Origin of the sequence: Luteibacter sp. 621 (genome assembly GCF_050435445.1) — a bacterium.
In the GTDB taxonomy this organism is placed as follows: Bacteria; Pseudomonadota; Gammaproteobacteria; order Xanthomonadales; family Rhodanobacteraceae; genus Luteibacter.
On record NZ_JBNDKI010000028.1, the window covers coordinates 1 to 22,868 of the forward strand.

General features: G+C 63.7%; 12 protein-coding genes and 1 rRNA gene. 9 read left to right on the top strand and 4 right to left on the bottom strand.

Going from position 1 to position 22,868, the window contains the following annotated elements; all coding sequences use genetic code 11:
* Positions 1–166: 166 nt before the first annotated feature.
* The 3 genes from rrf (at position 167) to ABIE56_RS21170 (ending at position 2,736) form a co-directional block, all read left to right on the top strand.
* Positions 167–281: ribosomal RNA gene (gene rrf, locus ABIE56_RS21160) — 5S ribosomal RNA — on the top strand.
* Positions 282–451: 170 nt separating this feature from the next.
* Positions 452–2,050, top strand: a complete 1,599-nt coding sequence (locus tag ABIE56_RS21165) for an AAA family ATPase (RefSeq protein WP_429245788.1) — start codon at positions 452–454, stop codon at positions 2,048–2,050.
* 2 nt (positions 2,051–2,052) lie between these two features.
* On the top strand, positions 2,053–2,736 hold the full coding sequence (locus tag ABIE56_RS21170) for a rhomboid family intramembrane serine protease (RefSeq protein WP_429245826.1): 684 nt from the start codon (positions 2,053–2,055) through the stop codon (positions 2,734–2,736).
* On the opposite strand, the gene ABIE56_RS21175 is transcribed toward ABIE56_RS21170, so the two are convergent.
* Complete coding sequence (locus ABIE56_RS21175) at positions 2,725–3,462, bottom strand: glutamine amidotransferase (protein ID WP_429245789.1); 738 nt, start codon at positions 3,460–3,462, stop codon at positions 2,725–2,727. The genes ABIE56_RS21170 and ABIE56_RS21175 overlap by 12 nt on opposite strands.
* A gap of 3 nt (positions 3,463–3,465) precedes the next feature.
* Positions 3,466–5,280: a GspE/PulE family protein gene (locus tag ABIE56_RS21180; RefSeq protein WP_429245790.1), complete on the bottom strand. Its 1,815-nt coding sequence runs from the start codon at positions 5,278–5,280 to the stop codon at positions 3,466–3,468.
* A gap of 65 nt (positions 5,281–5,345) precedes the next feature.
* On the opposite strand from ABIE56_RS21180, the gene glyQ reads away from it, so the two are divergent.
* Both glyQ and glyS read left to right on the top strand, forming a co-directional pair.
* Positions 5,346–6,260 carry a glycine--tRNA ligase subunit alpha gene (gene glyQ / locus ABIE56_RS21185; RefSeq protein ID WP_429245791.1) on the top strand — a complete coding sequence of 305 codons (915 nt, stop codon included), beginning with the start codon at positions 5,346–5,348 and terminating at the stop codon, positions 6,258–6,260.
* Positions 6,250–8,394, top strand: coding sequence for a glycine--tRNA ligase subunit beta (gene glyS, locus ABIE56_RS21190; protein ID WP_429245792.1), 2,145 nt, complete (start codon positions 6,250–6,252; stop codon positions 8,392–8,394). The genes glyQ and glyS overlap by 11 nt, the downstream gene beginning before the upstream one ends.
* A gap of 35 nt (positions 8,395–8,429) precedes the next feature.
* Here the strand turns inward: glyS and ABIE56_RS21195 are convergent, their stop codons facing one another.
* Complete coding sequence (locus tag ABIE56_RS21195; protein WP_429245793.1) at positions 8,430–9,038, bottom strand: helix-turn-helix domain-containing protein; 609 nt, start codon at positions 9,036–9,038, stop codon at positions 8,430–8,432.
* Between the two features lie 568 nt (positions 9,039–9,606).
* On the opposite strand from ABIE56_RS21195, the gene ABIE56_RS21200 reads away from it, so the two are divergent.
* From ABIE56_RS21200 to ABIE56_RS21215, 4 genes are all read left to right on the top strand, one after another.
* On the top strand, positions 9,607–12,678 hold the full coding sequence (locus tag ABIE56_RS21200; RefSeq protein ID WP_429245794.1) for a TonB-dependent receptor: 3,072 nt from the start codon (positions 9,607–9,609) through the stop codon (positions 12,676–12,678).
* Between the two features lie 476 nt (positions 12,679–13,154).
* On the top strand, positions 13,155–16,190 hold the full coding sequence (locus tag ABIE56_RS21205) for a TonB-dependent receptor (RefSeq protein ID WP_429245795.1): 3,036 nt from the start codon (positions 13,155–13,157) through the stop codon (positions 16,188–16,190).
* A gap of 530 nt (positions 16,191–16,720) precedes the next feature.
* Positions 16,721–19,768, top strand: coding sequence for a TonB-dependent receptor (locus ABIE56_RS21210; protein ID WP_429245796.1), 3,048 nt, complete (start codon positions 16,721–16,723; stop codon positions 19,766–19,768).
* A gap of 335 nt (positions 19,769–20,103) precedes the next feature.
* Positions 20,104–20,949, top strand: a complete 846-nt coding sequence (locus ABIE56_RS21215; protein WP_429245797.1) for a YbaY family lipoprotein — start codon at positions 20,104–20,106, stop codon at positions 20,947–20,949.
* A 113-nt stretch (positions 20,950–21,062) separates the two neighbouring features.
* Here ABIE56_RS21215 and ABIE56_RS21220 read toward each other — a convergent pair whose 3' ends face one another.
* Entirely contained in the window at positions 21,063–22,859 is a 1,797-nt protein-coding gene (locus ABIE56_RS21220) for an autotransporter outer membrane beta-barrel domain-containing protein (RefSeq protein ID WP_429245798.1), read from the bottom strand.
* Positions 22,860–22,868: the final 9 nt, after the last annotated feature.

The following is a 22,868-nucleotide window of genomic DNA, read 5'->3' on the forward strand; positions in this document are numbered from 1 at the left end:
ATGCATTGAGCTTACGTGTACTAATGAGCCGTGAGGCTTGACCATATAACCCCAAGACGCTTCACCGTCTTAACTCTTCAAGCTCGATCCGTTTCGAACCCGGACGCTTGTCACTCGTTTACACCCTCTGTGGAGCCGGCGCTCAATGCGCTGCTCCCACCCCTTCCCTGGCGGCTATAGCGGCGTGGTCCCACCTGATCCCATCCCGAACTCAGAAGTGAAACGCGCATGCGCCGATGGTAGTGTGGCTCAAGCCATGCAAGAGTAGGTCACCGCCAGGGGCCTTATCCCGGAAACCCGGTCTCGAAAGAGACCGGGTTTTCTTTTGCCCGCGATTTGGCAATCCCGCCCCTGTAGGAGCGCGCTTGCGCACGATCGGTACTTGCGGCCAGCCTGAGATCGCGCGCGAGCGCGCTCCTACATCTGCGGGCAATTCGGCTACTCTAGGCCTATGTATCTACAGACCTTTGGGCTGCGCGAGCCGCCGTTCGGCGATGCACCGGATCCGCGATTTGCGTGCTTGTTTGCGCGCGAACGCGAGGTCCTTGCGCACGTCGAATACGAGCTGGGTGCCGGCGACCATAGCGTCACGCTGATTACCGGCGAAGCCGGCATCGGCAAATCCTTGCTGTGCATGCTTATCGAAACCGATGCCGCCCAGCACGGGGTTCGCGCCGTGCGCCACGACGCGGGCGATTACGCCCTGGAGACGGTGGCCTGGTTGCGCTCCATGTACGCGGGCTTTGGGTTGCCGCTACCGCTTAGTGCCGAGGCCAACACGGAAGAGCACCTGGTGGATGGCCTGGCCGCCGGCCTCGGCCGCCTGGCCCACCATGTCAATCACCGCTTCCTGCTTATCCTCGACGATGCCGACGAACTGGGCGACGATGAGCTCACGATCGTCGAACGTCTGTACGTTGCCTGCGAGAAGGCCAAGGCGCCGTTTCATCTGGTCCTGGCGGGCTTGCCTGCATTTCGGGAGCGGCTGGGCGGTGCCGGCGCGAAAGGTCTGGGTGGCCACGTACGCAGCCGGTTGCCGCTGAATCCATTGAATCCGGAAGAGAGCGAGCGCTACGTTCGCCATCGTCTGCATGTGGCAGGCACGGCCCAGATGCCCTTCAGCAGGTTAGGCCTGCGCTCGCTGCGCGATGATGGCAAGGGAAACCCTGGGCGCCTTAATGCGTTGGCCCACCGCGCGCTTGAGCGCGCCGCCGAGCGCGGCGAAAAGAACATCGGTGAACGCGCCCTCGGCTTCGTCGCCCGCGAAGTGCTCCCGCAATATGCCCGCTACTGGCTGCGCCGCTACCGTAAGCCCATCCTGGCGATCGGCGCGATGCTGGCCATTGTCTTCGTGGGCGGATTTGCCGTGTGGGTGTTCACCGGCCACACCCCCTCGCGCCCCAAGAGTTTTGTCGCGGTCACGCCGGAACAGGCCCTTGCGAAGCTGCAGGATGCCCTGCCAACACCCGAAGTCGGCGCTGTCAGGGTCTGGGGCGAGCTTCTGGCGCGGTGGCAGGTTTCTTCCAAGGAAACCTCGGTCGCCAACGCCATTAACTGTGACGCGCTGATATTCCCTGGTTTCGCCTGCGTGAGCGGCCGCGGCACGCTGGATCAGCTGCGCCGTTTCGATCGCCCGCTGGTGCTGGAACTGGACGATGCGCACGCCAAACAACAAGTGTTACTCGTTGGCGCGGGCGACGAAGCCGTGCGGCTCTATCTGGGTGGCAAGTACGTCGAACTGACCCGCGATGCCTTCGATCGCGTTTGGAAGGGCCGCTTCTATGCGGTGTTCCGCGTGGACCCGGTCATGCCGAACAAGCTATCGCGTGGTGACAGCGGCGACGGTATGCACTGGCTGGTAACGCACCTGGGGCCCATTGACCCGAAGGCGACCGACAAGCCGGTATTTGATGCTGGCGTGGAAACACGCGTGCGCAACCTCCAGCAGCGGTTTGGCATATCCGCGGATGGCGTCGTGGGCCCGGAGACCATGTTCGCGCTCTCGTCGCTGGAGACCGACGGCCCGCATCTCGCACGCGGCGTGCCCTGATGATGTTTGTGCACGTCGATACGCGCCGCCGCTCCCGGCTGTGCTGGGCCACGATGCTCATCGTGGTGGTTTGCGTGGTCAGCTTCGTAGCCCTGGCACTCGCCGGGCGCACAGAGCGCATGGCGATCATGCTGCATTGGGGCACGGTGCCGGCGCACCTGTTCGGCGCTGGTCTGCCGCTTTGGCAGCAGATAAGCGATCCGGCGCTCCTGCGCCTGTTCACCGCGATCTTTATCCACGGCGGCTGGTTGCACCTGCTCAGCAACCTGTTGTTCCTGGTTATCTTCAGCCTGCCAGCCGAACGTAGCCTGGGATCGCCTCGGTTCCTGCTGCTGTTCCTTGCGGGCGGCGTGGTCGCCAACCTTATCGGTGCGATTTCGCTCACGGGCGCGCGTGTGGCCATCATCGGCTGCAGTGGCGCCGTATCCGCCGTGGTCGGCGCGTATGTGACGTTGTTTCCGCGAGCGCGCCTCGGCCTGGTCGTACCGCTGGGTCTTTACCTTGAATTCGTCCGTGTGCCCGCGTTCGTGCTCATCGGCATATGGGCGCTGGTGCAGCTGCTTTTCAGCTATGCCGGCGCGAGCTACGGTGCCGTCGTGTGGTGGACCCACATCGGCGGCTTTCTCTTCGGCATCCTGTTCGCGTTTTTCTCGCGCGGCGCCATCGTTCGCCGCCTACGCGGCTGAGGTTTCCCGCAAGGCGCCAAGGTGCGTGTGCAGAAACCCACGCAGAAGGCCCGTCGCGTGTGGCGTGGCCACGACCGCCGCCAGCATCTCACCCGGGGGTGTGCCTTCGCTGGCGAGCACATCGTGCTTGCGGCGGATGTAGGCGCGCATGACTTCGGCCGAGAATTCCGGATGGAACTGCGTGCTGACGGCGTGCTTGCCGTAGCGCACGAGATGGTGCGGATCGCGTGCGCTACGGGCCAGAGACACGGCGCCAGGGGGTAGCTCGAGCACACTTTGCTCATGCGTGGTGTGCGCGTGGAACGTGGCGGGCAGCGTTACGCCCAGTGCATCTGCTGCGGCTGGCCCGTGCGTGGTGAGCGGTACCGTACCCATCTCGCGCCCGCCGGGCAGGTAATCCACGCGGCCACCCAACGCATGGGACATCAACTGGTGCCCGTAGCACACGCCCAGCATCGGCAGCTCCACATCCATGGCATCGCGAATCCACCCGGCAGTTCGTTCACTCCACGGCAGGCGTTCGGTCACCATGGATGCCGAGCCGGTCAGGATCGCGCCCGATACCTCGTCGGGATCGGGCAGGGGATCGCCACCTTCCACATCCACCACGCGCACGCGCGGCAGGCGCAGCCGCAGGCCGAGCTGGAACCAGCGTGGGAAATCTCCATGGCGGGCGCTAATGACTTCCGGGGCACGCCCCGTGCGGACGATGAGTACAGGCTTCATGGGTTACATCGTATCGTCGATATCGGTAGGTGGCAGCACGTTCAGCACTTCGCGCACCGTGGTCAACCCGGCCGCGACCTGCGCCGCCGCGGATATGCGCAGCGGCTTCATGCCTTCGCGTAGCGCGGTTTCGCTGAAGCGCGCAAGGTCGAGCTGTGCGGTGATCTGTGCGCGCAGGCGTGGCGAGAGCGGCATCATTTCGTACACACCCGTGCGGCCGAGAAAGCCGGTTTTGCGGCATTCCAGGCAGCCCACGGCGGTGAATACGCGCTCGGGGATGGGGATGTCCCAGCCATGCGTGAGCACGCGCCACTCGTCGGGATCCTGCGTGGTCGCTACCTTGCAATGCGGGCAAAGCGTACGCACAAGGCGCTGCGCTACCACGCCAGCAAGGGTCGACTGGATGAGGTAATGCGGAACGCCAAGATCGAGCAGGCGCGTAACGGCACTCGGCGAATCGTTCGTGTGCAGTGTTGAAAGCACCATGTGGCCAGTAAGCGACGCCTGCACGGCCATCTGCGCGGTTTCGAGGTCGCGCACCTCGCCCACCATGATGATGTCGGGATCCTGGCGCAGCAGCGTACGTACGCCGGCGGCAAAATCCAGGTCGATCGCCGGTTGCACCTGCATCTGGTTCAGTTCGGGGGAGACCATTTCGATGGGGTCTTCCACCGTGCACACGTTCAGCTCGGGGCGTGCGAGGTGCTTGAGCGTGGAGTAAAGCGTGGTGGTTTTGCCCGAACCGGTGGGGCCGGTCACCAGCACGATGCCATGCGGGCGTTCCACCATGGCGCGCCAGATGCGGTCTTCCTCGGGCGCGAAACCGAGTTGGCTGAAATCCTTCATGACCAGGTCGGGATCGAAGATACGCATGACCACCTTCTCGCCGAACGCGGTGGGCATGGTGGAAATACGCAGTTCCACCTCGCGGCCGCCGGCGGAGCGCGTCTTGATGCGGCCATCCTGCGGTCGGCGCTTTTCCGCCACATCCATGCGGGCCAGGATCTTGATGCGCGAGGTGACCGCGGTCATGACCGGCGGCGGCAATTCGAACACCTTCTGCATGACGCCATCGATGCGAAAACGCATCTGCCCTGCATCGCGGCGTGGCTCCAGGTGAATATCCGAAGCGCGCTGCTCGAAGGCGTATTGCAGCAGCCAATCGACGATGTGCACCACATGGCGATCGTCGGCACCCAGTTCGCCGCCCTTGCCCAGTTCCAGCAACTGCTCGAAGTTGATGATCTTGGCCGAGCTTGCATCCTGGCCCTTGGCATCCACCGCCAGCTGGATGGAGCGCTGCACGCCATAAAACTCGAGCAGGTAACGGTTGATATCGACCGGGTTGGCGACCACGCGGCGGATCTCCCGGCGCAGCATATGCCCAAGATCCTGCGCCCACGCGGCATCGAAAGGCTCCGCGGTGGCAAACGTGACCTCGCCCGGGCCCACGGCGACTGGCAGGATGCGGTGGCGCTGCGCGTAGGCGTTGCTGACCACCTGGGTGACCTGGGCCACGTTCACCTTCATCGGGTCGATCTTCAGGTAAGGCAGGCTCGCCTTGCCCGCCAGCCATTCGATCAGCAGCTCCAGGCTGAGCGGGCGGCCGTTTTCGCGGCGGTTTTCCAGCTTGCTGTTGGCGATGAGCACCAGCGGGTGGAGCTCCACCGCGCTCTTTCCGGCACGCGAGCCGCCGCGGACGCGCTTGGCGTCCTCGCCGGTGAGGTACCCGTCCACCACCAGCGAGGCCAGGACCTCGTCCAGCTCAAGCCGGCCCCGGCGGCCCAGCACCGCAGTGTGTTGCGGATTGACTGCCATGTGCTCCAACCCTGTAAATAGGCTACGCCGCTATACTAGCCCGCTTTCTCAAGGACCCGGGAACCATGTCCGCGCCCACCTTCCAAGACGTGATCCAGACCCTGAACCGCTACTGGGCGGAGCAGGGCTGCGTGCTCATGCAGCCGCTCGATACCGAGGTCGGCGCAGGTACGTTCCACCCGGCTACTTTCCTGCGCTCGCTCGGACCGGAGCCGTGGGCTGCCGCTTACGTGCAGCCGTGCCGTCGCCCGACGGATGGCCGCTACGGCGACAACCCCAACCGCCTGCAGCACTACTACCAGTATCAGGTCGTGCTCAAGCCCAACCCCGAGAACATCCTCGAGCTGTACATCGGCTCGCTGAAGGCGCTGGGCATCGATCCGCTGGTTCACGACCTGCGCTTCGTCGAGGACAACTGGGAATCGCCTACCCTGGGCGCCTGGGGCCTCGGCTGGGAAGTGTGGCTGAACGGCATGGAGGTCACCCAGTTCACGTACTTCCAGCAGGCCGGTGGCCTGGAATGCCGTCCCGTCACCGGTGAGATCACCTATGGCCTCGAGCGCCTGGTGATGTACCTGCAGAACGTGGACAGCATTTACGACATCGTGTGGACGCACGCCCCGCATGGCGTGGTGACCTACGGCGATGTGTTCCACCAGAACGAGGTGGAGCAGAGCACGTATAACTTCGAATACGCCAACGTCCCCGAGCTGTTCCACTGGTTCGACGTTTGCGAGGGCGAAGCCGGCAAGCTCATCGCCGCCGGGTTGCCGCTGCCCGCGTACGAGCAGGTGTGCAAGGCCAGCCATGCGTTCAACCTGCTGGATGCACGCCGCGCCATCAGCGTGACCGAGCGCCAGCGCTACATCCTGCGCGTGCGTACCCTGGCCCGCAGCGTGGCTGAGGCCTACGTGGCCCAGCGCGAGAAACTTGGCTTCCCCGGCCTGAAGAACGACAAGGAGGCCGTCCATGGCCGATAAGCGCCTGCCGCTCATCATTGAGCTTGGCACCGAAGAACTGCCGCCCAAGGCCCTGGATGACCTCGCCGGCGCCTTCGCGCGCGGTGTCGCCGAAGGCCTGGAAAAGCGTGGTGTTGCGGGCGATTACGCCGAAGCGAAAACCTACGCTTCGCCGCGCCGCCTGGCCGTCTACATCCCGGGCGTGGCCGTGGCCCAGCCGGAACAGAACGTCGAGCGCCGTGGCCCGGCGGTCAATGCCAGCATCGGCGCCGATGGCGAGCCCTCCAAGGCACTGGTCGGCTTTGCCCAGTCGTGCGGCGTGGATGTCGCCGCCCTGGAGAAGCTCGAAACCGACAAGGGCGCCTGGTTCGTCTTCCGCGCCGTGAAGCCGGGGCAGCCCACCGCCGCCTTGTTGCAGGAGATCGTGACCGAAGCGCTGAAGGCCCTGCCGATCCCGAAGGCCATGCGCTGGGGCAACCGCGAGGATTCCTTTGTCCGCCCGGTGCACACCCTGCTCATGCTGCACGGCTCCGATATCGTCGATGGCGAGGTGCTTGGCCTGAAGAGCGGCCGGCAGAGCCTGGGCCACCGCTTCCACCATCCGCACCCGGTGCACGTGGCCAGTGCCGATGCCTGGCTGGACGCCCTGCGCCATGCGCACGTCATCGCCGACCCGGCCGAGCGCCGCGAGCGCGTTCGCGCGGAAGTTGCCCGCGTGGCGACCGGCGGCGTGCCGCAGCTTTCTGATGCCCTGCTCGATGAAATCGCCAACCTCACCGAGTGGCCGGTCGGCATCGCCTGCACGTTCGAGCGCGATTTCCTTGAAGTGCCGCCCGAGGCGCTGGTCACCACCATGGAAACGAACCAGAAGTTCGTACCCGTGTTCGATGCTGCCGGCAAACTGACCGAGCACTTCATCGGCGTGGCCAACATCGAAAGCCGCGACCCGGCCGAGATCCGCAAGGGCTATGAGCGCGTCATCCGCCCGCGCTTTGCCGATGCCAAGTTCTTCTGGGATGAAGACCTGAAAACCCCGCTGGCCGACAACCAGGACGCGCTGAAGAACGTGACCTACCAGCAATCGCTGGGCAGCCTGTGGGACAAGACCGTGCGCGTGGCCGAACTGGCCCGTGTCATCGCTAACCGCGTAGGCGTGGATGCCGGCAAGGCAACCCACGCGGCGGCACTGGCCAAGTGCGATCTGCTCACCCGCATGGTCGGCGAATTCCCCGAGCTGCAGGGCGTGATGGGCCGCTATTACGCGACGCGCCAGGGTATCGATGCTGATGTGGCCGATGCGCTGGATAGCTTCTACCAGCCGCGCTTCGGTGGCGATGCGATCGCTGCCGGTAAGGTCGGCCAGGTACTGGCGGTCGCCGAGCGGCTGGATACGCTGGCGGGCATCTTCGCCGTGGGCATGAAGCCCAGTGGCAACAAGGATCCCTTCGCCCTGCGCCGCGCGGCGTTGGGCCTGGCCCGCACGCTGATCGAAGGTGGCCTGGATATCGATCTGCGCGCCGCGCTCACCGAGGCGTTCGAGCTCGTGCCCGAGGCGGCGTTCGTTGCCGGCGTGAAGCCTGGCAAGGATGGTAAGACGCCGGTGGTGGATATCGGTGCCCGCCGTCGCGAACTGGGCGACGAAGTGAACAACTTCGTGCTCGAGCGCCTGCGCGGGTACTACACCGAGCAGGGCTTCACGACGGATCAGTTCGAATCCGTGCTGGCGGTTTCGCCGGCCACGCTGCCCGATTTCGACCGCCGCCTTCGCGCCGTGGCCGAGTTCGCACGGCGTGACGAGGCAGCCAGCCTGGCTGCCGCCAACAAGCGCGTCGCCAATATCCTGCGCAAGCAGGCCGAAGAAGCCGATGCCGCGCCCATCCCGGCCCAGGTCGATCCGGCGCACTTTGAGTTCGATGCGGAGCGCGAGTTGCACGCCGCCCTGGACGCAGCCCGCGCCGAAACGCGCGAGCTGCTCGGCCGCGCCGACTACACGGGTACGCTTGCCCGCCTGTCGGTGCTGCAGGCGCCGGTGGACCGGTTCTTCGATGATGTGCTGGTCAACGCGGAAAACCCGGCCGTGCGCGCCAACCGGCTCGCCTTGCTGGCCCAGCTCAAGGCCGCGTTCGGCGCCATCGCCGATATTTCCCGCCTGTAAAACCAAAGAGCCCGGCCATGGCCGGGCTCTTTCATTCAGGCCGCTACCGCGCCCGGCTCGTCGCTGATCCGCGACATGACCGTCCGGCGGAACGCGATGACACGGTCGGCGTATTCCGGCTCGGACGAGCGGCCGAGAATCGCGTACATCTCCGCGACCAGGTCAGCGTGGCGCACCGGAGAGAAGCGGCTGCCCGCCATCTCGATATCCGACTGCAGCAGCTTCATGGCCGCGGCCAGGCGCGACGGATCAAGCGGCGTCGCCGCCGTGGTCACGTCATGATGATCGTCGCGGCCGCGCAGCGAGCCGGACGTTTCCGTGCGGCCAATCGCATCTTCACTCGATGCATCCAGCACCATCGGGCCTTCGCCCGCGGCCAGCCACACCAGCGAGATGCCCAGCGTCTTCGCCATCGTGACGCAACGGCCACGCGACGGATCGGTGTTGCCATCGCGCCAGCTACGCACCACGCCTTCGGAGAAACCGCAGCGGCGGGCGATATCGCTCACGCTGCCGTTCATCTTGATGACCTGGCGGACTCGGCTCGCGAAGGAGGAGGCAGGCACGTCGCCACCAGCGCGTCCACCCTCGAAGCCGCCCCCGGCCGCATCAGCGCGGAAGGATCCCCTCGAATTGTCGTTCATGCCTATGGAACCTCATCTATTTTGGATTAGCCGCCCCCCGGCGTCTTAGCGCAACAACGCGCGAGCGCAGTTACGGTGTACACGGAAATACCTTCGACGGCCTTTCGATTGAGAAGTTTCGTAGATCCATAGACTTAAGGGCACCCCGGCCCGACTCGGCGGTTTCTACGCCGATTTTCGTAAGAAAGATTCCTAGATCGCAAGAAATACACGTGCCGGAAGTCATGCCGCGTGACCCCATTAAGGCATTGATATGACGAGAAAAATGTCGGCGAATCGCCAAATTTGCTTATTTCGACCGTCACGACGCGCGTCAATCTCCCGTTAGTTTCCCGTTGTACATCGCAAAATGCTGCGGTATACGTGCGGCACACCCTGCAAAAAGTACGGGGTGTGAGGGGCAACACCCCGCCATGGGCTGCGTTTCGAGGGGAACAGCAGCCGGTCGGCCGGGGGCACGGGGAAACAAGTTTTCGTCAACCACCACCCTGGCCAGAGGCCGGGGCAGGTAGATGCGCGCCAACTTTCGGGCCGCACGCCATGTGCGGCATCACTTGGGGAGATTTTGATGAACGTCATGCATCACAGCCGCCAGCTTCGCCGTACCGCGCTTGCTGTCGGCCTTGGGCTGTGCCTGGCCGGCGGAGCCGTCCACGCCCAGTCGAATACCACCGGCGGCATCGCCGGTACGGTGGAAGGCCAGCAAGGCACCACCGTTACGATCAGCAATCCCGCAACGGGCATCACGCGCTCCACGCCGGTGGAGAGCGATGGTCGTTACCGCATCACCTCGCTGCCGCCCGGTACCTACACGGTCACCCTGGAAAACAACGGCACCCCGGTGAGCACGCGCGAAAACGTCGTCGTCACCATTTCCAGCAACACGTCGGTTCCCTTCGGTGCGGCCGCCAGCGCTACGCAGGCCAGCACGCTCGAAGGCGTGTCGGTCACTGCGACCGCGCTGCCCTCGATCGACGTGTCGTCGGTCGATACCCGTACGGTGCTCACCGCCGAGCAGCTGAACAAGCTGCCGATCACCCGCGATGTGCTCGCGGCGGCCCTCCTGGCGCCCGGCGTCATTGGCAACTCGTCGTACAAGGATGCATTGGGCAACCCGGTGCCGAGCTTCGGTGGTTCGGCTTCCTCGGAAAACGCCTACTTCATCAACGGCTACGCGGTGACCAACCCGCTGACCTCGATCGGCCTGACCCAGCTGCCGTTCGATGCGATCGACCAGCAGCAGGTGCTCACCGGTGGCTACGGCGCTGAATTTGGCCGTTCGACCGGCGGCGTCATCAACATCGTGACCAAGCGCGGTACCAACGAGTGGCACGGCGGCGTGTACACGATCTGGGAGCCGCAGGGCACCCGCGCCAGCCCGCGTAATTCCAGCTACCCGGATACCGGCTTCTACCCGGCAACCGACGGCACGCTTTACCAGTACCAGAAGCGGAATAACTTCTGGCGCTCGACGGTGGGTGCGTATGCCAGCGGCCCGCTGATCAAGGACACGCTGTTCTTCTACGTCGATGCGGAAATGAACCGTCGCGAAGGCGAGGGTATTGCCACCAGCACCACCGCGGGCGCGATCACCTCCGCCAGCGTCGGTCGCAACGGCTGGAACGAATACAAGTACAAGATCCCCCGCTGGTTGGCGAAGATCGACTGGAACATCACCGACGATCACCACCTTGAACTGACCGGCGTCTCGGACAAGACCGAGTACGACTCGAAGACCTACGGCTTCAGCTACGCTGACCTCGGCCATGGTGATGTGCAGAACGGTGGCGTGTACCAGAAGGATGGCGGTGACCTGTACGTCGGCAAGTACACCGGCTACATCACCGATGCGCTGACCGTGTCGGCCCTTTACGGCCAGCAGCGTCTCGATCACGTGCAGCAGCCGTTCGGGTATGACCCGAACTGCCCGCTGGTCGTGATCTCCACGGCCGCCTCGCGCGCGCCGGGCATCAACTACGGTACCTGCCAGACCACCTCCACGGCCGTGCGCGTGCCGGGTGCGGAAGACAAGACCGACGGCTGGCGCTTCGACGTGGAATACCGCATTGGCGACCATGACATCCGTGCGGGTGCGGATCGCCAGGAAGCCAAGTCGTTTACCGGTACCTCGCTGCCGGGCGGCTTCAGCTGGACGTACAGCCAGCAGAACGATCCCGCCGGCGCGATCGATGCCGGCCATGGCGTCGGCTCGCCGGCGGCGGCCGGTGGCCTGGGCAACCAGGGCTACTACGTCATCAAGTCCTACACCACCACCTCGGCGAAGGTGAAGACGGTGCAGGAATCGCAGTACCTCGAAGACCACTGGCAGGCGACCGATCGCTGGATGATCTACGCCGGCCTGCGTAACGAGCAGTTCAAGAACTACAACGGCGCCAACCAGGTGTACGCGAAACAGCGCCACCAGCTCGCACCGCGCCTGGGTGTGTCGTGGGACGTGTTCGGTGATTCCACGCTGAAGGTGTACGCCAACGCGGGCCGTTACCACCTGGCCATGCCGAACAACGTGGCGGTACGCGCGGCCTCCGGCTCGCTCAACACCACCGAGTACTTCACCTACACGGGTGTCGATGCGACCGGCAATCCGACGGGCCTGGCGTCCGTTCCTGTGAATCAGGCGGCGGGCTATACCTGTAACGGTACCAACGCCACCTCCGCCAACCTCGAGTGCGGTACCGCGCCGGATCCGCGTACCGTCGCGGCCAAGGGCCTGAAGTCGCACTACCAGGACGAGTACATCGCGGGCTTCGACATGGCGCTCTCGCCCAGCTGGAACTGGGGTGCCAAGGCCACGTGGCGCCAGCTGCGCAGCGCGATCGACGATACCTGTACGCCGGCCCTGGGCGGTGCGTGCTTCCTGTTCAACCCAGGCACGGGCAATACGTTCCTGCAGTTGCAGGATGACGGTTCGTTCGTCGAGCGCCACTACTCGAAGGATGAGCTGGGCCTGGGTAGCCTGAAGCGTAAGTACTACGCGCTGGACCTGTACCTGGAGCATCCGTTCGCCGACAAGTGGTACGGCCGCATCGACTACACCTGGTCGCGCAGCTACGGCAACACGGAAGGCCAGCTGGCATCCGATCTGGATACCGGTAACGGCGGCCAGGCTGACGTGTCGGTCACGCAGGACTGGGATCTTCCGCAGCTGATGGTCGGCGCCAATGGCCGGTTGCCGAACGATCGCACGCACCAGGTCAAGTTCTTCGGCTACTACCAGTTCACCGACGATCTGCGTTTCGGCATCAACGCCAACATCTCGTCGGGTCGTCCGAAGAACTGCACCAGCTTCTACCCGACCGCTGATCGTGGCCTGTACAACGGTTCGTTCTACTGGTTCTGCGGCCTGCCGGGCCAGGAAGGTTACGCGTTCTCGCCGCGCGGCTCACACGGTTCCGCACCCTGGACCTACCTGGTCAACCTCAATGCGGCCTACACCCCGTCGTGGTTCGACCGCCACCTTACGTTCCAGGTGGACGTGCTCAACGTGCTGAACAAGCAGCGGCCGACCACGTACAACTTCCGCTATGCAGCGAGCCGCACCACGCCGAGCCCGCTGTACCTGCGTGAGCTGAACTACACGGATCCGCGCGTCGTCCGCTTCACCGCCCGCTACGACTTCTAAGCAGGCGCACGTTCAAGGCACCGCTAAAACAAGAACAAGCCACGCGGCGGACAGCGGAAGTCCGCCGTACGGCACAAAGGATCACTCCCCAGATCGCCTCCGGTGTGAACCGGAGGCATTTTTTTAGGAATTTTTCCTATACGAAGCGACTTAAAAAAGCCTGCTTTGTCAGCTATTTGTGCACTAAGACCATGATCTGTATGGGTGCGTCGCAACAGTCTGAATAGCTGCCGCGTAAGTAATTACAGAGGTGTGCACTTTGTGTGAAATTTTCATGTTGTACGTATGCATTTTCTTACGTATACATGACGCACGTCACGGACAGTGGCGTTTTCGGGGGACGGCTTCGCAACCACGAAGCCGTTGATTAAAGGGGATTTCCAACCACCGACTTTTCTCGAACCTGGCAGACGCCGGGGCGGGGTCGGCTTGCCGCTTTTTCATGCGGCTGTGATTTTCACTGGGGAGAGTATTTGATGAGTTCGCGTATTTCTCGCGCCGGCGTGCTGAGCCGCCGCACCGCGCTGGCCCTGGCCATCGCCATGGGCACCGCCGCGCCGGGCGTTGTGCTCGCACAGGCCACCAGCGGTTCGCTGTTCGGTTCGGCTACGCCGGGCCAGACCGTCACGGCCACCAGCGATACGGGTGTCAGCCGTACCGTCACCGTCGACCAGCAGGGCCGTTACACCATCGGCCAGCTGCCGGTCGGTAACTACACCGTCACCCTGAAGCAGGGCGATGGCGTGGTCGATACCCGTTCCAACGTCACCCTGCGCGTGGGCGGTGGTACGGATGTTTCGTTCGCCGGTGCCACGGCCACCGCTGCCAACGCCTCGAGCCTGGAAGGTGTCACCGTCTCGGCCAACTCGCTGCCGTCCATCGACGTTTCCGCGGTCGACTCGCGTACCGTCATCACGTCGGAGCAGCTGAACAAGCTGCCGCTTGCCCGTACCGCCGAGGCCATCGCGCTGCTGGCACCGGGTGCCGTGGCGGGTAGCTCGTTCTTTACGGGCCCGACCGGTAACGCGCTGGTCTCGATCGCCGGTTCGGCCGTCACCGAGAACGCGTACTACATCAACGGCTTCAACACGACCGATCCGCTCAGCGGTTTCGGCGGTATCACCCTGCCGTACGGCGCCATCGACCAGCAGGAAATCCTCGCTGGTGGTTACGGCGCAGCGTACGGCCGTTCCTCGGGCGGCGTGATTTCGCAGGTCGGCAAGCGCGGTACCAACGACTGGCACTTCGGTGCACAGGTGCTGTGGGAGCCGAAGGGCACCAAGGCCAACCCGATGAACTACTACCGCCAGGTGGGTTCGCAGGCTGGCGCGCTGTACGACTACAACAAGAAGGACAAGCTGGACCGCGAGACGTACTCCGTCTATGCCGGCGGCCCGCTGATCAAGGACACGCTGTACATCTTCCTTGCTGCGGAGCAGGAGCGCCGTTCGGGTGACAATATCACCAGCACGGCCGCGCCGTTCGTTTACAGCCAGAGCTACCGCAACCCGAAGCTGTACGGCAAGATCGACTGGAACATCAACGACAGCAATATCCTTGAAGTGACCGGCGCGTCGAACAAGCAGAACTACGACGCGAGCATCTACGAATACGACTACGCCACCCGTACCAAGGGCGATTACGTCGGCAAGGACACGGCGGGTGCGCCGCTGAACAAATCCGGTGCTGACCTGTACACCGGTAAATTCACCAGCTACATCACCGACGACATCACGCTGACGGCCCTCTACGGCAAGATGAAGGGCACGTACTACACCGCCACCGGCGGTGACCAGTCGCTGCCGTCCATCATCCAGGCGAACCAGCAGGATCCGCTGCTCGGCAACACCATCACCAATGCCAACCCGGCCGCGACCACCGCGGACCCGAAGCACAAGTCGACCAACACGAACCTGCGCATCGACCTGAGCTGGCACGTGGGCGATCACACGATCGTCGGCGGTATCGATAACCAGAAGGTGCTCGACAAGGACGATGGTGACTCCACCACCGGCCCCGGTTACGCATGGGAATACTGGGCAGGCAAGCCGGGCACCCCGATCATCGGCAAGTCGCCGACCGATGCGGCATACGTCGCTCCCCCCGGTGGCCGCGGCTACTACGTGGCCCGCTACGTGTATCGCACCTCGTCCTCGGTTCGCACCACGCAGCGCGCCCAGTACCTGGAAGACACCTGGCAGGTCAACGACCGCTGGATGGTGAAGGTCGGTATCCGTAACGACCAGTTCACCAACTACAACCAGGACGGCGTGCCGTATCTGAAGCTCACCAGCCCGCAGTGGGCCCCGCGCCTCGGCGCCACCTGGGACGTGAACGGTGATTCCAGCCTGAAGATCTACGCTAACGCGGGCCGTTACTTCCTCGCGCTGCCGGCATCGGTCGCGCTGCGTTCCGCCGGTGCCTCGCTGTACACCCGTGAGTACTTCACCTACACGGGCATCGATGGCAACGGTATTCCGCAGGGCCTGACCCCGATCGCCAGCAGCACCGGCGGCCCGATCTCGGCCAACGGCGAGTACGGCGTGCCGCGCGACCCGAAGACGGCCGCGTCCACCACCATCAAGTCGGAATACCAGGATGAGTTCATCCTCGGTTTCGATGCGGCGCTGAACGACAAGTGGACCTACGGTGCGAAGGCCACGGTGCGCAAGCTGCGCAACGCGATCGACGACGTCGGCGACAGCGGCGCCATCCTGCGCAAGATGGAGCGTTCGGGTATCGATCCGGACACCATCGGCGATATCCAGGGTAGCTACCTGTTCAACCCGGGCCGTGCCAACACGTTCCTGATCCCGAACGTCAACGGCGGTTACTACAACGTCGAGATGAACAACGAAGACTTCGGGTTCCCGCACTCCAAGCGCAACTACTACGGCCTGGAGCTGTACCTGGATCACGCGTGGGACGGCAAGTACCAGGTCCGCTTCGACTACGTGTACTCGAAGAGCTACGGCAACTCCGAAGGCCAGGTGCGTTCGGATATCCGCCAGGACAACGTCTCGGCGACGGTGGACTGGGATTACGCCGAAGTCATGCAGTACTCGAACGGCGAACTGGCTAACAGCCGTAAGCACAACTTCAAGATCTACGGCTCCTACCAGCTGGCATCGGAGTGGATGGTCTCGGGCAATATCAACATTGCCTCGGGTGCACCGAAGAGCTGCCTGGGCTGGTTCGGTCCGGATGAGACCAACCCGAACCTCGGTTATGGCTCGTACTACCACTGGTGCGATGGCCAGCCGTCGCCCCCGGGTGCCGCAGGCCACAATCCGTGGACCTACATCGTCACGGGTGCGCTGGAATACCGCCCGGAATGGGCTGACAAGAAGCTTGCCTTCAACGTCACGGTCTTCAACCTGCTGAACCAGCGTAAGGAAACCCAGGTCTATCCGATCCACGGCCAGTCGTTCGCGCTGAACCCGCGTTATGACGTGCCGCTCTACCAGACCACCCCGCGTTACGCCCGTTTCGGCATCAGCTACGACTTCTAAGTAGCCGCGAAACGCCCCCGGGCCGGCCCGGCCCGGGGGAAATGCGAACCAATAACAACAAGATCACCGCGGCCGGCCCATCCACCCGGCCGACGGAAAGGCAAGGCAACTCCCCAGATCGCCTCTCCTCCTACCCGGGACGGGAGGCGTTTTTTACGCCAAAACGCTTGGCTAATAAGAAAAATCCAGCTCCGCCCGTGATTTGGGAGGGCCCTTTCCTGTCACCTGGCGTGAATAAAAACGCCCACCCCGTGTAAATAATTTGTTGACACGGTGGACCTTGCCCGCCTAGATTCGGGTTCGGCGAAATCCGGGTTTGTTTTTCGTGGATGCGAAAAACCCCCCGGGTAACGTTGACGGACTTGTCGGGAGCAGGTCTCGAGGGGCGGCGCCACCACTCTGGGAGGAGCAGGTGGCATCGGCAAATCACCCCCGAAAACATGCACCCCAAGGCCGACCTTTTTTTTCCGGCCATTGGTCGGTTTTGCACGTTTTCAGGCCCAATAGGGCCGATCTGGGGAGATTTGCACATGAGTTCTCGTAGCACCCGGCAGGCTTCGGTCCTGCGTCATTCCGCGTTGGCTATTGCCCTCGCGATCGGCATGGGCGGCACCGGTGCCGTCCTCGCCCAGTCCACTGCTGGTTACCTGTTCGGTTCGGCCCAGCCCGGCGACACCGTCGAGGTGAAGAGCGGCGGCGGTATCAACCGCGAAGTGCCGGTGGATGCCAACGGCCGTTTCCGCCTGGATAACCTCCCGGTCGGCTCCGCGTACGAAGTGAACCTCAAGCGCAATGGCGCCGTCGTCGATTCGCGCAAGAACGTGAACCTCACCGTCGGCAAGGGCACGGACGTTTCGTTCGCCGCCGCTGCCACGGCTGCCAGCGCCCAGTCGCTGGAATCGGTCACGGTCACCGCGAACTCGCTGCCGCCGGTCGACGTTTCCACGGTCGACTCGCGCACCGTCATCACCTCCGAACAGCTGGCCAAGCTCCCGCTGGGCCGCACCGCCGAAGCCATTGCGCTGCTGGCACCGGGTGCTGTCTCGGGTAGCGGCTACTTCCAGGGCCCGACCGGCAACCAGCTGGTGTCGATCGGTGGCGGCTCGGTCACCGAGAACGCCTACTACATCAACGGTTTCAACACGACCGACCCGCTGTCGGGCTTCGGCGGCATCACCCTGCCGTACGGTGCGATCGACCAGCAGGAAGTGCTCGCCGGTGGTTACGGCGCCGCTTACGGCCGTTCGGCCGGTGGTGTGATTTCGCAGGTCGGCAAGCGCGGCACCAATGAGTGGCACTTCGGTGCACAGGTGCTGTGGGAGCCGCGCGGCACCCGTTCGAGCTCGCCGAACGACCTGTACCAGGTCAACGGCAAGTCGACGCAGGCCGGCGAAGTCTTCAACTACAACAAGAAAGACACCCAGATGCGCCAGGTCGAGTCGGCCTACGTGGGTGGCCCGCTGATCAAGGACAAGCTGTACATCTTCCTTGCCGCGGAACAGGAAAAGGTGAATTCCGACCGTTACACGGATCGTGATTCCCCGGCTTATTACGATCGCTCGTACCGTAATCCGAAGTACTACGGCAAGATCGACTGGAACATCAACGACAGCAACATCCTTGAAGGTACCTACGCGTCGAACAAGCAGAACTACGACGCGAACATCTACAGCTTCGATTACTCGACGCTGTCGAAGGGCGCCCTGATCGGCAAGGACAACGGTGGCGTGCCGCCGACCAAGTCGGGTGCTGAGCTGTATTCGTTCAAGTACACCAGCTACATCACCGATGACCTGACCCTCACGGCCACCTACGGCAAGATGAAGGGCACGTACTACACCCCGATCCCGGAATCCGATAACCCGCACATCATCGGGCCGTCGAACCAGGATCCGGACGTCCTCGCTGGTCGTAACCCGATCAACAACGACAACCCGAGCACGCGCGTTTACGATCCGCAGCACAAGTCGACCAACCGCAACCTGCGCATCGATCTGAGCTACCACGCTGGCGACCACACCATCACGGGTGGTATCGATAACCAGGACGTGAAGGATTCGAAGGACGGCCAGTTCACCTCCGGCCCGGGTTATGCCTGGGAATACGGCCAGGTCGATCCGGGCGCTGACATCGCCGGTGACGGTCCGGGCAGCTCGAGCTATGTTGGCCCGGGTAACGCCAACGGTTACTACGTCGACAAGTACATCTACCAGGCCACGGCGTCGGTCCGCGTCAAGCAGCGCGCCCAGTACCTGGAAGATTCCTGGCAGGTCAACGACCGCTGGCTGGTGAAGGTCGGTATCCGCAACGACCAGTTCACCAACTACAACGGCCAGGGCCAGGCTTACCTCAAGCTCACCAGCCCGCAGTGGGCCCCGCGCCTGGGCGCCACCTGGGACGTCAACGGCGATTCGTCGCTGAAGGTCTATGCCAACGCTGGCCGCTACTACCTCGCCCTGCCGGCAAGCGTGGCACTGCGCTCGGCGGGCCAGTCGCTCTACACCCGTGAGTACTTCACCTACACGGGCATCGATGCGAACGGTATCCCGCAGGGCCTGGACCCGATCGCCACCGCCACCGGCGGCCCGATCTCGGCCAACCGTGAATACGGCGTCCTGCGTGACCCGAACACGGCCGCCTCGCGCAGCCTGAAGTCGGAATACCAGGACGAGTTCATCCTCGGCTTCGACAAGACCCTGGGCGACAAGTGGGTCTACGGCGCCAAGGCCACGGTGCGCAAGCTGAAGAACGCCATCGATGACGTCGGCGATTCGGACACGATCCAGGCTGCCCTCATCCGTCAGGGTGTGGATCCGGCGACGATCGGTGATATCCAGGGCAGCTACCTGTTCAACCCGGGCCGCTCGTCGGACTTCCTGGTGCCGAACACCAACGGTGGTTACTACACCGCTCATGTGACGAACGCCGACTTCGGCTTCCCGCACCTGAAGCGTAACTATTACGGCCTCGAGATGTACCTCGAGCATCCGTTCGATGGTAAGTGGTACGGCAAGCTGGATTACCTGTACTCGAAGAGCTACGGCAACTCGGAAGGCCAGGTCCGTTCGGACATCGGCCAGACCGACGTGTCGGCGACGGTGGACTGGGACTTCCCGGCCCTCATGAGCTACTCGAACGGCGAACTGTCCAACAGCCGCCGCCACACGATCAAGGCCTACGGTTCGTACCAGCTGACCGACGAGTTCCTGCTCTCGGGTAACCTGACGATCCAGTCCGGCGCGCCGAAGGATTGCCTGGGTTACTACGGTTCGGACCAGTCTGACCCGACCGGCTATGGTTCGTACTACCACTGGTGCTACGGCGAGCCGTCGCCCCCGGGTAAGCAGGGCCACCTGCCGTTCACGTACCTCATGGACCTGAGCGCCGAGTACCGTCCGATCTGGGCCGACAAGAAGCTCGCCTTCACCGTGTCCGTGTTCAACGTGTTCAACAAGCGCGACAAGCTTGCGATTTACCCGCAGGCTGGCCAGAGCACCGCGGTCGATCCGGATTACAAGACCACGCTGTTCCAGACCACCCCGCGTTACGCTCGCTTCGGCATCAGCTACGACTTCTAATCGGTCGCAGCACACTGCCAGCCGCCACCCCCTGGGGTGGCGGCACCCCAGAGAGGCGCCACCTTCGGGTGGCGTCTTTTTTTATGGGAGGGGCAGGTTTTGACTGGTATCAGGACAAACTTGCGAAAAATCAGGGGTTTGGCAAATTCGGCATGAATGAGGTGGGAAATGCGCAGCGGTTCGCGCTTCCACGTCCTCGCGGCAGGCGCCGCTTGACTTTTCCACAGCCGTTTTTGCCGGTATGCTCCATGGTTCCCCCCGGAAGTCCTTGCGGGCCATGCGCTTGCGTATCTTCCGTGACCCACACACATTTCCGTTTCAAACGAGGCTCGACCATGCGCAGGATTCTCTTGTCGCTCGCATCCGTATCCGCCCTGGCGCTTGCCGGTTGCGGTGGCGGTTCGGACAACAACGGCCAGCAGGCCGCCGCTGGTGGCGAGAATGCCGCTCCCGCCAACGCCGTGACTGGCACCGTGACCCTGCGTGACGCGGGCGCCTCGCTGTCGCCGGACGCCAAGCTCGACCTGAAGCTGGTCGATGTGTCGGCCGAGGGCTCGCAGCCGCTGGCCACCAAGTCGATTGCGCCGGTCACCCTGCCGCAGCAGTTCCAGCTCGATTTCAACGCCGCCGACCTCAACCCCAACGACATGTACATCGTCGAGGTGTCCCTGCAGGATGGCGAGCGCCACTACTCGTCGCCGCTGAAGACCCCGGTGCTCACCAAGGGCGCCAAGAACGTTGCCAACATCCAGCTCGTGGGTGAAGCCACCCCGGGCGAAAAGGAACTGGCCGGCTTTAACACCGTCAAGAAGAACATCGGCGGTATGAAGATGACCCAGGGCACCGCGCTGAAGGAAGGCGAGTCGCGCGGCTGGCAGATCTTCAAGAAGGGCAACGATGTCGTCTTCGTCATCGAGCTGGTCGACTACGGCGATAAGGGCTTTACCTCCACGAACTACGCTTACAAGGATGGCAAGCCTTGGGTGATCGTGCAGGAGAAGAAGCCGAGCAAGGATGCCAAGCCGACCTCGACCGAGCGTGCAGGCTGGAACGATGCCGGCGACCTCGTGCTGAAGGAAAATCAGGCTGGCAGCAAGACCGACGTCCTCAGCGACGACGACGCCAACAGCCTGAAGAGCCAGGCCCAGGCCATGTACACGAAGGCTGGCGGCAAGAAGTAAGCTGCCGCCTTGCGATGAAATGAAAACGCCGGCGAAAGCCGGCGTTTTTTTGTGCGTTGTTATCGCCCCGGGGTTGATCGGGCCAGCTCGGCGCTGGCCCGATCCACGCCAACTCAGAACGCCAGCTTCACACCCAGGTTCAGGCTGTTGAGGCGCTGGGTGTCATCGCTGAAACGGCCGCTGTAGCTGGCCCAGCCGCTCCAGCTCTTGCTGAAGTCGGCGGAGATGCCCACATCGGCGGTCGCCCAGGTCTTGTCGGGCGTGAAGCCCTGCAGCTCGAACTTGCCGCTCATGTTGGTGAGGCCGGCGGTGACGTAACGATCGTCGGCGCGGCCATCGTGGTTGTAGGCCACTTCGACAAACGGATGCACGGTGGTGCTGCCGGTGGCCCACGAACCCTGCAGGCGCCAGCCCAGCGTTTCGATACGGGCGTTGCGCACCTGCTTGCCGAAGGTCATGGCGGTGCTGGTGTTGTTACGCTCGGTGTAACCGAACACGCGCAGCTGTTCGAATTCCACCGTGGCGAACGGGCCCGTCTTCAGCGAATCGCTGCCGAACCACCAGCCGCCGGTCAGGCCGCCGCCAACGTGCGAACCATCGGTCTTGCCGGTTTCCGTGCGGCGTGCGGCGCCCAGGTCGATGCGGCGATCGATATCGGTGAAGCTCAGCTGGCCGAAGGTGGCGAAGCCGCCCACGTAGCCACCACCCTGGTGGTAGAACGCGTAGCCAGTGCCGGCCACGTCCTGCATCTTGTAACCGCCACCGCCCTTGAAGTCCGCATTGGCCTGGGCAAGGCCCAGCGCAACGCCCGCGTTGAAGTTGTCGTTGATGCGCGCATCCGCACCGACGGTGAGGTTCACGTTATCGCTATCGGTCTGCGGCGAGTTGCTGGTGTTCTTGTACTTCTGCTGGCCGTATTCGACCGAGGCGAAGAAGCGCGACTCGGCGCCGAAGTTGTCGGCAATCATTTCGTTGCGCAGCGCGCGCTGGTGCGCGGCATCGGACGCGAGGCCGGCTTCACCCAGCAGCGAGATCTGCTTCGGCGCTTCGAGCACGGAGATGGCGTACTGGCTGAGCAGGGCGTGCGCGGCGGTGGTCGGGTGGATGCCGTCGGCGAACAGCCAGGTGTTGGCGGCGTTCGGGTCGCGCAGGGTCGCGGGCGAGCAGGTGATCGAGCTGGCCGTGGTGCAGGCCGGCACGGTGACATTGGTGAAACCGTACGCCGACGGGTTGGCGATCACTTCGTTGAGCAGGGAGTACGTATCGATCGATACGATGCCCTTGTTCAACGTGGAGAGGCCGCCGCTGAGGACGCCGTTGTAGATCTGCGACAGCGAGGTGATGCTGGATGCAGCCGCCGCGCCCGATGCCTGGGCGGCCGGGGTCTTGCCGATATCGGGCAGGTTGAACACCACGATGGTCTTGGCACCGGCGGCCTGAAGGGCGGCGATCTGGCCAACTTCCTGCTGGGCGGCCGTGCCGACGATGACCTGCGCCTGGGCCGGGTTCTGCGTGGCGGCCAGGATATCGTTGGCGCCGATCCACATGGTGTACAGGGCGTTCGGGTCAGCCTTGCCGCCGTTGGCGGTCAGGTACTGCTGGATCTGTGCCGAGGTAGGCGGCACCGGGTTGGCCACGCCTGCGCGGGCGCCACCGAAGGCGTAATCCGTGCCGCCCTGGAGCGACGGGGTGAGCGAGAGGTTGAAGTACTTCGCGATGTTCTCCACCGCGACCGTACCCGGGTTGGTGGTGAAGCGGGAGATCACCGGCGAGCCCGAAAGGATCGAGACATTGCCGTTATCGCTCAGGCTGTCGCCGAACGAGACAACCTGCTGGAACCCGTCGGCGTGCGCCCCGGCACTGAACAGAAGGGCGGCACCGATGGCGCCTGCGAGATGACGAATACGCATTTTGAAATC